Genomic DNA, 11,302 nt, shown 5'->3' with positions numbered 1-11,302 from the left:
TCTCCGATACCGCGCGTTGCCCGGGGGCGCGAGCGGCACCGGCTTACGCGTACCTCCGCCTTCGCTCCGGCCATGCGCAAAAGACTGAGGGCCGCTTCGCGTCGGTGCCGATTATGCTCGCCGGATGGACTGGGCTCTGCGCACCTGTAGCTGGCACGGGCACTACACCTACGCGCCCGACGAGCCGGATCTGCGCGACCGGCTGCATGTGAAAACGGTGGCCGGGACGGCGTGGCGGTGCCTGCGGTGTGGGACGTTCGTACCAGGTGACCCGGTGGGTTCTGGCCCCGCCGACGAGGCGCCGGAGGTACCGCGTGGACAGTTGCTGCGCGACCGATGGATTCTGAAACTGCTCGCGATCGACCGCGGCTTCCACGGTGTCCTGATGCTCGCAGGCGGCCTGCTGGTGCTGCGTTTCCGGTCCGACAGGCAGAGCCTGCGCGAGAGCTTCGGCCGCGATGTTCCCCTGCTGAAACCGTTCGCCGACCAGATCGGCTGGAATCTCGACAACTCACACCTCGTGCACTGGGCCGACGAGCTGTTCGCGCTGTCGGGCACGACGCTGCTGCTCATCGCGATCTTCCTGTTCTGGTACTCGGCACTGCACTTCGTCGAGGCGGTGGGGCTGTGGCTGTCGAAGCGGTGGGGTGAGTATCTGTCGGTGATCGCGACGAGCGTGTTCCTGCCGCTCGAGATCTACGAGCTGATCGAGCGGGTGACGGTGTTCAAGGTGGTGGCGCTGTCGGTCAATCTCGCGGCGGTGGTCTGGCTGGTGTGGCGCAAGCGGCTTTTCGGGGTGCGCGGCGGGTGGGCGGCGTATCACCGCGAGCACAGCGAGGCGAGTCTGCTCAGTGTGGAGCGCGCGGCAGTGGCGAAGAATACCCCGCACCGATCTGGCTAAACGCGCAGGTAATGCTAACCTAACCGAGCATTAGGTTCGCTTTATCTTGGAGGATCGTTGTCGTCGACGGAACAGCCCGTACGGGTCGAGTATGTGACTGATCCGGCGGCAGCGATGTCCCGTCTGGCCGCTTCCGATCGGTTCGGTGAGTACGTGATGTACGAGCAGCCCGATGCGTGGGTGTTCGCCGCCGATCCGCTCGGCAGCGTGGAACTCGACGCCGGTGAGCTGCGCACCGTCTGGGCATGCGAGACCACCGCGCGCGCGTGGACCGGGAGTCCCGCCACCGCCATCGACACCGCGCTGGCGAGCCTGCCGCTCGATGGCCGCAATGCCTACGGCTGGATCGGCTTCGAATTCTGTGCCTACTCGCTGTCGGCGACCCACTATCTCAACCCGCTCGACTCGCTGGCGCACCTGATGATTCCGCGGGTCGAGGTGCGCATCGACGACACCGGCGTCCGGATCAGCGGCGCCACCCCGAACGAGGCGTGTGACATTCACGACCTGATCGCCGGTTCGCAGGGTGTCGAGCTGCCGGTCGCGACGGCGGTCGACGTGCGGCCCGACCCGACCGGTTACGAGCAGCGGGTCGCCTCCGCTGTCGCCGAAATTCAGGCGGGCGACTATCAAAAGGTGATTCTGTCGCGCAAGGTCGAGCTGCCGTTCGCGGTGGACGTGCCCGCGACCTACCGCCTCGGCCGGGCCAACAACACGCCTGCCCGCTCGTTTCTGCTGCGCCTCGGTGGGCTCGAAGCGGCCGGGTTCAGCCCGGAGCTGGTGGCCTCGGTCGACGACGACCGCATCGTCACCACCGAACCGCTTGCGGGTACGCGCGCCTTCGGGCTCGGCACCGAGGCCGACGACGCCGCCCGCGCCGAGCTCCTGGCAGACCCGAAAGAGATCGTGGAACACGCGATTTCGGTGCAGACCTCGTTCGCCGAGATCGCGGCGGTGGCCGTGCCCGGCACCTCCGCCGTATCCGATTTCATGGCGGTGCGCGAGCGCGGCAGCGTGCAGCACCTGGCCTCCACCGTGCGCGGCACCCTGGCCGCCGACCGCACCGCCTGGGACGCGCTCGAGGTGCTGTTCCCGTCGGTGACCGCCTCCGGCATTCCCAAGCAGGCCGGGGTCGACTCGGTGTTCCGCAACGATCACGATCCGCGTGGTCTGTATTCCGGTGCGGTGGTGTGTGTTTCGCCGACCGGTGCTTTGGAGGCGACGCTGGTGCTGCGGGCTGTCTATCAGACCGGTGAGGGTGCGTGGTTGCGTGCGGGTGCGGGGATCGTGGGGCAGTCACGGCCCGAGCGTGAGTTCGAGGAGACCTGCGAAAAGCTCGGCAGCGTAGCGCCTTACGTCGTCAAGGCTTGAGCTGTGCTGTTCCGCCTCTCCGGGTACTCGAGCCAGGCTCAGGTGCGGGGAGAGGTGGCGACGCGGCATGCTTTTTGGGGCGGGACCAGTTGGCCCGTACTCGGTGAGTTACCCATGTTCGTGCGAAATCAGTTGTTACTCAGCCGTGTAGGGCGCGCAAGGCTTTCTTGTCGATCTTGCCGACGGCGGTGATCGGTAGTGAATCTGCCTGTCGGACAAGGTCGGGGAGCTTGTAGGTGGCCAGGCCGCGTTCGGTGAGGAAGGTTTTGATCTCACCGAGGGTCGGTAGCTCGCCGGTGACAACCAGGACGACACAGGCTTTTTCGCCCAGCGAGGCATCGGGGATGCCGACCGCCGCGGCATGGCGGACCGTGGGGTAGGCGAGCAGGTGCTCCTCGAGTTCGTCGCAGGAGATGTTCTCGCCGCCGCGGTTGATCACGTCCTTGATCCGGCCGCTCACGATCAGGTGACCGCTGGGCAGTTGGCGGACGAGGTCGCCGCTGCGATAGAAGCCGTCGGGGGTGAAGGCGCGCGCATTGTGTTCTGGCGCACGGTAATACCCGCGCAGCGTGTAGGGGCCGCGGGTGAGCAGTTCGCCTTCCTCGCCCTGGGCGACGTCGTTGCCGTCGGCGTCGACGATGCGCAGTTCGTCGGCGGGGGAGAGCGGTCGGCCCTGGGTGGTGCAGACGAGTTCTTTGTCGTCGTCGAGTCGCGTGTAGTTGAGCAGCCCCTCCGCCATTCCGAACACCTGCTGCAAGGTGCAGCTCAGCGCGGGCTCCACGTCGCGGGCGTTCACCTCGGCCAGCCGCGCCCCACCCACCTGCAACAGGCGCAGCGAACCCAGATCGGCATCCTCCCAATCCACTGCCGCACTCCACAATTGGGCCAGCGGCGGAACGACGCCGGTGACGGTCACCCGGTGCTTCTCGATCGCGGCGAACGCCGCCTCCGGGCTCGGGTCGAGGGTGAACGCGATAGCGCCGCCGGTCGCGACCGTGCCGAGAATGCCGGGGCAGGCCAGCGGAAAGTTGTGTGCCGCAGGCAGAGTCGTGAGGTAGACGTCGTCCGCGGTGAGCTCGCAGACCTGCGCGCTGGCGGTGGCGTTGTAGACGTAGTCGTCGTGGGTGCGGGCGATCAGCTTCGGTAGGCCGGTGGTGCCGCCGGAGACGAGCATGACGGCGATGTCGGCGGGGTCGATCGTGGGCAGCGAATCACCGTCGCGCGCAATCGAATCGAGAGCGAGGAAGTGTGACGGGTCGCCGTCGACGGTCAGGGTCGCAGGCGCTGCGGAGACTGCGCCCGCCGCTGCCACGCGGTGCAGGTGCGGCGCAGCCTGCTGCACTTCCGTGCCCGGTTCGTCGACTACCGGCACGTGGTGCAGGTTCGGTGGCGCCGTGCCCGGATCGCCTGCCACCAGCACGTGGCGCAGGTTCGGCACCGCCTGCCGCACCACTGCCGCGAGTTCTCGGTAGTCGAAGTCACCGAGGCGGTCGGGGATGAGGTAGGCGACCGCGTCGGACAGTGCGGCCAGGTGCTCGATCTCGGCGCGGCGGTGCGCGGGCAGGGTGAGGACGGGGATGATGCCCGCGCGCAGCACACCGAACAGCACCGTCGCGAACTCGGGAATGTTCGGCAACTGCACGATCACCCGGTCGCCGGGATTGATGCCGAGTGCGAGCAGACCGTGCGCCATCCGATCGGCAGCGGCGTCGAGTTCGGCGTAGGTCTGCACGGTCTCGCTGAGCACGGCCGGTCGCTCCGGCTGGGTGCGCGCGGTGTCGCGCAACAGATCGCCGAGCGTGCGCCCGGTCCAATAACCGGCCGAGCGATACTCCTGTGCGGCGTCGTCCGGGAACGGGACGTAGCCCTCGCGGTGGTCTGTTGTCGACATCGACGTCACGACTGCCTCACTGAATCTCGGCGGCTAGGCCGCGTGTGCTGTTGTTCGGCGGCGGGGGCCGCGTGCTGTTGTTGGCGGCTAGGCCGCGTGTGCAGTTGGTCGGCAGCTGATGCCTTGTCGGTGTTCGGTCGGCCCGCGCCGCGTGTGCTGTTGTTCGGCGGCGCGTGCCGCGTCTGTAGTGCGGTGGGCCCGCGCCGCGTGTGCTGTGGTCGGGGCGTTCGGGTGCTTCTCGGTCACGATTCTCGCCTGCCGGCGGTGCACGCGCTGAGCGAGGCGGCCCGGGTGTGATCCACGCCAAGAGTGACCGTTAGAGGTTAGGCAACCCTATCTCATCGAGTAGGCTGCCGCTGAGCAGTACCGACTCCGTCCGGCGATGGGCGGCGAGCAAGGAGTGATCGGCAGATGGAGACAGTACCCGCAGGCGGCCCCGGGATCGACCGCGCCGAGATCCGCGCCGCGATCGCCCGCCACCTCGACATCACCCCCGAAGCCGTCGCCGACGCCGACGACCTGATCCAACTCGGCCTCGACTCCATCCGCACCATGAAGCTCGCAGGCGCCTGGCGCAAACGCGGCATCCCCGTGAACTTCGCCCTCCTCGCCGCCCACCCCACCGTCGACGCCTGGCACGCCCTCCTCAACGGCGCCGACCCTGAGGACCTGGCAGCACTCGCCGAGACGCGGGATGCAGCCGACGCCGAGGATCTAGCGGCAGCGAAAGATGCCGTCGAGTTAGTTTCTGCCGCCATCGAATCCGCGATCGTCCCCGACGACGGCACTCCCTTCGCGCTCGCGCCCATGCAGCACGCGTACTGGATCGGGCGGTCCGACGCGCAGGAGCTCGGTGGGGTCGCGGCGCACCTGTATGTCGAATTCGACGGTTCCGATGTGTATCCCGAGCGGCTCGAGCGGGCCGTCGAACAACTGCTGTCGCGCCATCCCATGCTGCGCACCCGCTTCCTGCCCGACGGCACCCAGCAGACCCTCGACCGCCCCGGCCGCGCGGTCTTCGGCGTCACCGACCTGCGCGAAGCTTCCGCCGAGGAAGCCGAGCAGCGCCTCGAGGAATCGCGCAACGCCCGCACCCACCAGCGCATGGCGGTCGAAGACGGCCAGGTGATCGATATCGCCCTCACCCGCCTCCCCAACGGCCGCACCCGCCTGCACCTCGACGTCGACATGCTCGCCGCCGACGCGATGAGCTACCGCATCCTCATCACCGACCTGGCCCGCCTCTACCACGGCGAACAACTCCCACCCCAGGACTACACCTTCCGCCAGTACCTGTCCGACAGCGCGACGGGCCGCCAGTTGGACAATGCGGCGGCTCATCTGCCGGGTGGTGCGGCGGGCCGCCAGCTGGACGACGTTGCGGCTCATCTGTCGGGGGACGAGGAAGGCCGCCAGCTCGACAGTGCCGCCGCTCCGTCGGGTGACGGGGTGGATCGCCAGTTGAGCAGCGCTCCGCCCCACCTGCGCGACGGGGCGGGCCGCCCGATGGATCAGGCTGCCGTTCGTCAGCAAACCGTGGGCTCCATTGCCGACGAACGCGCGCGCGACCGAGCCTGGTGGCAGGAGCGGCTGGCGGATATGCCCGGTGCGCCGGAACTTCCTCAGGCCCAGCACATCTCGGATCCCACCCGTACCGTCCGCTTGCACCACTGGCTTTCCCCACAAGCCAAGGCCCAGGTGTTCGATGCCGCCCACGCGCGCGGCATCACCCCGGCGATGGCACTGGCCTCGGTGTTCGCCGAGACGATCGGCGGCTGGTCGGCCCAGCGTCGCTTCTTGCTGAATCTGCCGCTGTTCCACCGTGAACCGGTGCACCCGCAGGTCGACGGCGTCGTCGGCGACTTCACCTCCTCGGTCCTGCTCGAAGTCGACGTCACCGAGCCCGCCACCGTCGCCGACCGCGCCCGCGCCCTCCAGCACCGCCTCCACGAAGCAGGCGCCCACTCCGCCTACTCCGGCCTGGAAGTCCTGCGAGACCTGGGCCGCCACCGCGGCGAACCGGTGCTGGCCCCCATCGTCTACACCAGCGCCCTCAACCTCGGCGAACTCTTCCCCGACATCGTCACCGACACCTTCGGTGAGCCCGTCTGGATCATCTCCCAGGGCCCCCAGGTCCTCCTCGACGCCCAGATCACCGAGGTCCGCGGCGGCCTCCTGCTGAACTGGGACATCCGCGAATCCGCCTTCCCCGCAGGCATGGTCGACGCCATGTTCACCCGCTACCTCGAAGCCATCGAACGCCTGGGCGGGCCAACCCACACCGACACCACGGTCACCGGATCGGCTGCAATATCCGCCGGCGCAGCAGTCGGCGAGGCTCCGGAGGATATCGATGTTCACGCTCGTACCGTCGCCGGTGAGGCGGGGTGGCAGGCCGAGGCCGGGGTGCGAATTCCGGTGGAGCAAGCCGCGACTCGGGCGCGCGTGAACGCCACCGCGGGGCCGGTCGGCGGAGGTCTGCTGCACACCGGGTTCTTCGCGAACGCGGCGACGAATCCGTCTGCGCCCGCAGTGCTTTGGGAGCCCGCGGGTCAGCTGACCTACGGCGAGCTTGCCGCAGATGCGTTGGCTGTGGCCGGTGCGTTGCGGGAAGCCGGTGTGACACCGGGTGATTCGGTTGCCGTGCAGCTCCCGAAGGGCCCCGACCAGATCGTCGCGGTGCTCGGCGTGCTCGCCGCTGGTGCGGTGTACGTGCCGATCGGGTTCGATCAGCCCGCCGCCCGCCGCGCCGAAATCCTCGGTACCGCAGACGCGGTCGCCGTGCTCACTGTCGGCGGCGCGCAGATCGCCGATGCCAGGGTGGTCGACCTTGCGCAAGCTCGTACGCACGCGCAACCGTTGGCGCGCCCCGTCTTCGGCGATCCGGAGAACATCGCCTACGTGCTGTTCACCTCCGGCTCCACCGGCAAGCCCAAGGGCGTCGAGGTGCCGCACCGCGCCGCCATGAACACCATCGACGACCTCAACGAACGCTTCGACCTCGGCCCCACCGACCGGGCACTTGCCCTCTCGGCCCTCGAATTCGACCTCTCCGTCTACGACATCTTCGGCCTCCTCGCCGCAGGCGGCGCCGTGGTCACCGTCGACGACACCCAGCGCACCGACCCCGCCGTCTGGGTGGAACTGATTCGCCGCCACCAGGTTTCGCTGGTCAACTGCGTCCCGAGCCTGCTGGACATGCTGCTCACCGCAACCCCGGACGCCCCCCACTCACCGCAGCACGCGGCCGCGTCGAGCGACTTCCGCCCGGGGTCGCTTGCCACGCAGCAGCCGCAATCCGCTTCGAGCGACCCCCGTCCGGCGTCGCTCGCCACGCAGCAGCCGCAACACGCGGCCATGCCCCTCGAGTCCCTGCGTGCGGTGATCCTCGGCGGCGACTGGGTCGACACCGCCCTGCCCACGCGCCTGGCCGCAGTCGCCCCGAACAGCCGTTTCGCCGGACTCGGCGGCGCCACCGAAACCGCCATCCACTCCACCATCTGCGAGGTCGTGAACGCCCAGGTCCCCGCCGAATGGACCGCCGTCCCCTACGGCACCCCCCTGCGCAATGTGCAGTGCCGCGTCGTCGGCCCGGCGGGCAACGACTGCCCCGACTGGGTCAGCGGTGAGCTGTGGATCGGTGGGGACGGTGTGGCCGCCGGCTACCGCGGCGACCCGGAACGCACGCGGGACCGTTTCGTCACCCACGAGGGTCTGCGCTGGTACCGCACCGGTGACCTGGCCCGCTACCTGCCTGACGGCGGCCTGGAGTTCCTCGGCCGCGCCGACCACCAGGTCAAGATCCGGGGTTACCGGGTCGAACTCGGCGAGGTGGAAAGTGCTCTGCGCGCGATCCCCGGCGTCCGGCACGCGGTGGCCGCGGTGGTCGGCAAGGCCGCGCCCAAGCTGGTCGCCCTGGTCGTGCCGACCCCCGGCGTCACCCTGCACGTCGACGCCGTCCTCGCCGCGACCGCCGAGCTGGTCCCGTCGTACATGGTGCCGACGCGCCTGGAACTGCTGCCCGAACTCCCACTCACCCCGAATGCCAAGCCGGACCGCAAGGCAATCCGCGTGGTGCTCGAAAAGGACGAGAGCGCAGCAGAATTCGTCGAGCCGCGCACGGATCTCGAACGCGCGCTCGCCGCGGTCGTCGCCGAGGTGCTGGAAGCCGAGCGGATCGGTGTCACCGACGACTTCTTCGCTCTCGGTGGCGATTCGGTGCTCGCCACCACCGCCGTCGCCCGCATCCGCGAGTGGCTCGACGCGCCCGACACCGTCGTCGCCGACCTGTTCACCGCCCGCACCGTCGAAGGCCTCGCAGCCCGAATGTCGAAGCGGGAAGCGGACTCCGGCGAGGTGGGCAGGTTGGAACTCGTCGCCACCATGTATCTCGAAGTCGCCGCGATGACCGACGAGGAGGTCCTCGCGCAGTCCTGATTCGCGCATTCCCCCTGCGTCGCTAGACTTTTGCCAGTGAGCAAGTGGAGTACCGCAGACCTGCCCGACCAGACCGGCCGCACCATCATCGTCACCGGCGCCAACAGTGGTCTCGGCGCCGCGACCGCGCGGGCGCTGTCCGAGGCGGGTGCGCGGGTGATCCTGGCTTGTCGAGATACCGCCAAGGCCGAGCGGGTAGCGGCGGGAATGCCCGGTCGGACCGAGGTTCGGCAACTCGATCTGGCGAACCTGAATTCGGTGCGCTCCTTCACCGATGAGATCGAGCGCGTCGACGTGCTGATCAACAACGCGGGCGTGATGGCGCTGCCGCTGCGCCGCACCGCCGACGGCTTCGAAATGCAGTTCGGCACAAACCATCTCGGCCACTTCGCGCTCACCAACCTGCTGCTCGACCGTGTCACCGATCGTGTGGTGACGGTGTCGAGCGTCGCGCACCGCATCGGCAAGATCAATCTGGCCGACCCCAACTGGGAGCAGCGCGGCTACGACCGCTGGCTCGCCTACGGCCAGTCCAAACTGGCCAACCTGATGTTCGCCTACGAACTCCAGCGCCGACTGGCCGGTGAGGGTTCGGCGGTGATCTCGGTGGCCGCGCATCCCGGTTACGCCGCGACCGAACTCATGTCGCACACCGAGTCCGTCCAGGACGCGATCATGTGGCTGGGCAACCGCGCATTCGCCCAGAACGCCGCCCAGGGCGCGCTGCCCACGCTATTCGCCGCCACCGCCGACGTGGTGCCCGGCGCGTTCTACGGCCCCGACGGCTTCCTCGGCCTGCGCGGCAACCCCGGCCTCGCCGGAAGCGCGCCGACGGCCAGAGATCGCGAGGTCGCGGCCGAATTGTGGGAGCTCTCCGAGAAGCTCTGCGGACTCATCTGAGTGATCGGCGTCACCCGACGTCACACTGCGGACGGCTACTTCGTCATCTCGGTAGAACCCACGACGAAGGAGTCATCATGGAAGCGCGCTTCAACCTCTACGGCAACGCCGTCACCACGAGCTTCAGCAAGCGAATGGTCATGGCGGGCAAGGTGATCGACGATTCGCCGCTGCCCAAGTCCACCTACGAACTGGTGAAGATCCGGGCCTCGCAGATCAACGGCTGCAGCTACTGCGTCGACATGCACACCAAGGACGCCGCGCACGCGGGCGAAACCTCGGTGCGGATCAACCTGGTCGCCGCCTGGCGCGAGACCAACGTCTTCACCGAAGCGGAACGGGCCGCCCTCGCGCTCACCGAGGAGGCGACCCGCACCGCCGACGGCGGCCACGTCAGCGACGACACCTTCGACCAGGTCCGCAAGCACTACGACGACGACCAGATCGCCGCCCTGATCGCCGCCATCGCCCTGATCAACGCCTGGAACCGCCTCAACGCGATCGCCCACACCCCCGCAGGCGACTACGTCCCCGGCCAGTGGGGCTGAGACGGCCACTGGACGGTTGATCACCAGGCTTTGGTGGTTTTTCCTTCTCGGGCGATGCCGCCATGGTTGCCTGTGATCAATTGACCAGCGTCGAGACTGCGAGGTGAACGGTGCTGGCGGCCCGCTGCGCGACGGTGGGCCGCCTGATACCGGCTCGATCGCAGCCCGTCACCCCCTGTGAGGTTGGCGGCTGGAGACCGGCTCGATCGCAGCCCGACGGGGTCGGGTGCGAGCTCAGCGGAACCGGTGCGCGTGCTCGGCTGCCCACTGCTCGAAGGTGCGTGCGGGGCGGCCGAGTATCTGTTCGATCGTCGGGTCGACCGTGTAGGACTCGGGGCTCGACTCGGCGTACCAGCCGATGACGTAGTCCGCGTCGGCCTGGGATACGCCCGTCGCCACGAGTCGTTCGACCGCCTGTGCGTGGGTGATCGTGGCGAAGGCGATCTCGCGACCGGCGGCGTCCGACAGGATCGCCAACCGTTCCTGCGGGGTGAGCGCCTGTGGCCCGGTGAGGTTGTACGCACGACCCGAATGCCCGTCTTCCAGCAGGGCGACGGCGGCGACCGCCCCGATATCGGCCTCGTGCACCAACGCGCTCGGATGCGCGTACGGCTCACGCACGACGCCCTGGGTCCGGATCGGATCGATCCAGGTCAGCGTGTTCGCCATGAACTCCTGCGGTTCGAGCCGCGTCCACTCCACCCCCGAATCGGCGATGGCCGTTTCGACCGGCCCGACCCCGCCACCCCACACGACGGTGATCCGCCGCACGCCCGCGTCGACCGCCTTGCCGATCAGTTCAGCACCGACCTCGGCGAGCCCGTTGGTCACCGTTACGTGCAGTCGGTCGACGCCGTGCCAGGCATCGTCGAGCGTCGACGGAATGTTGTGCGTGCCGGTGAACAGTTCCACCTCGGAGCCGAGGAGCGCGCGGGCCGAATCGGCATCGCGAGTCACCGCCCTGACCTTCTCGCCGCGGCTGACGAGTTCGCGTACTACCTGGCGGCCGGTATTGCCGGTCGCGCCCGTAACCAGTGTTGTCACAGTCGATTTCCTTTCCTCGACCGCGACGCTAGGAGCTCGAGCAAGGTTGAGGTCAAGGCCGGTGGTGATGTGACGGTCCGCACTCCGGGCAACCATGGCCGCCCCTGCGACGTTTTACCGGTGGTACAGTCCACGGCATGCAGCGCGCATATTTCTGGTTTAGCTATCCGGCCCTGGGTGGGCCGGTCTGCGACCCTGCGCGCTGACTTC

The 11,302-nt window shown here is 68.5% G+C and carries 7 protein-coding genes; 5 read left to right on the top strand and 2 right to left on the bottom strand.

The annotated features are described in order from the left end of the window. The first annotated feature begins 124 nt into the window (after positions 1–124). The gene (locus tag ACFW6D_RS16855) at positions 125–901 is read left to right on the top strand and encodes a DUF2127 domain-containing protein (RefSeq protein ID WP_379329076.1); all 777 of its coding nucleotides are present in this window, start codon (positions 125–127) and stop codon (positions 899–901) included. Positions 902–1,015: 114 nt separating this feature from the next. Next, positions 1,016–2,272 (top strand): salicylate synthase, encoded by a 1,257-nt coding sequence (locus ACFW6D_RS16850; protein ID WP_379329279.1) that lies wholly within the window; start codon positions 1,016–1,018, stop codon positions 2,270–2,272. Between the two features lie 139 nt (positions 2,273–2,411). On the opposite strand, the gene ACFW6D_RS16845 is transcribed toward ACFW6D_RS16850, so the two are convergent. After that, positions 2,412–4,163: a (2,3-dihydroxybenzoyl)adenylate synthase gene (locus ACFW6D_RS16845; protein ID WP_379329277.1), complete on the bottom strand. Its 1,752-nt coding sequence runs from the start codon at positions 4,161–4,163 to the stop codon at positions 2,412–2,414. A 411-nt stretch (positions 4,164–4,574) separates the two neighbouring features. On the opposite strand from ACFW6D_RS16845, the gene ACFW6D_RS16840 reads away from it, so the two are divergent. The 3 genes from ACFW6D_RS16840 to ACFW6D_RS16830 all read left to right on the top strand — a co-directional run bounded on the left by ACFW6D_RS16840 (position 4,575) and on the right by ACFW6D_RS16830 (position 10,048). Next, on the top strand, positions 4,575–8,600 hold the full coding sequence (locus ACFW6D_RS16840; RefSeq protein ID WP_379329074.1) for an AMP-binding protein: 4,026 nt from the start codon (positions 4,575–4,577) through the stop codon (positions 8,598–8,600). A 36-nt stretch (positions 8,601–8,636) separates the two neighbouring features. After that, entirely contained in the window at positions 8,637–9,500 is an 864-nt protein-coding gene (locus tag ACFW6D_RS16835; RefSeq protein WP_379329072.1) for an oxidoreductase, read from the top strand. Between the two features lie 77 nt (positions 9,501–9,577). After that, a complete protein-coding gene (locus ACFW6D_RS16830) occupies positions 9,578–10,048 on the top strand; it encodes a carboxymuconolactone decarboxylase family protein (RefSeq protein WP_379329070.1) in 471 nt (156 codons plus the stop codon). 234 nt (positions 10,049–10,282) lie between these two features. On the opposite strand, the gene ACFW6D_RS16825 is transcribed toward ACFW6D_RS16830, so the two are convergent. Next, positions 10,283–11,092 carry an NmrA family NAD(P)-binding protein gene (locus ACFW6D_RS16825; protein WP_379329068.1) on the bottom strand — a complete coding sequence of 270 codons (810 nt, stop codon included), beginning with the start codon at positions 11,090–11,092 and terminating at the stop codon, positions 10,283–10,285. Positions 11,093–11,302 lie beyond the last annotated feature (210 nt).

Source organism: Nocardia sp. NPDC058705 (genome assembly GCF_042749305.1).
Lineage (GTDB): Bacteria > Actinomycetota > Actinomycetes > Mycobacteriales > Mycobacteriaceae > Nocardia.
Note: the sequence above shows the minus strand (reverse complement) of the source record. Positions and strands in the feature narration are given on the sequence as shown.

Bases quoted from the DNA above. Each gene is read 5' to 3' on its own strand.
- ACFW6D_RS16845 (WP_379329277.1), bottom strand. From the start codon at position 4,163: ATGTCGACAACAGACCACCGCGAGGGCTACGTCCCGTTCCCGGACGAC.
- ACFW6D_RS16855 (WP_379329076.1), top strand. From the start codon at position 125: ATGGACTGGGCTCTGCGCACCTGTAGCTGGCACGGGCACTACACCTAC.
- ACFW6D_RS16840 (WP_379329074.1), top strand. From the start codon at position 4,575: ATGGAGACAGTACCCGCAGGCGGCCCCGGGATCGACCGCGCCGAGATC.
- ACFW6D_RS16850 (WP_379329279.1), top strand. From the start codon at position 1,016: ATGTCCCGTCTGGCCGCTTCCGATCGGTTCGGTGAGTACGTGATGTAC.
- ACFW6D_RS16830 (WP_379329070.1), top strand. From the start codon at position 9,578: ATGGAAGCGCGCTTCAACCTCTACGGCAACGCCGTCACCACGAGCTTC.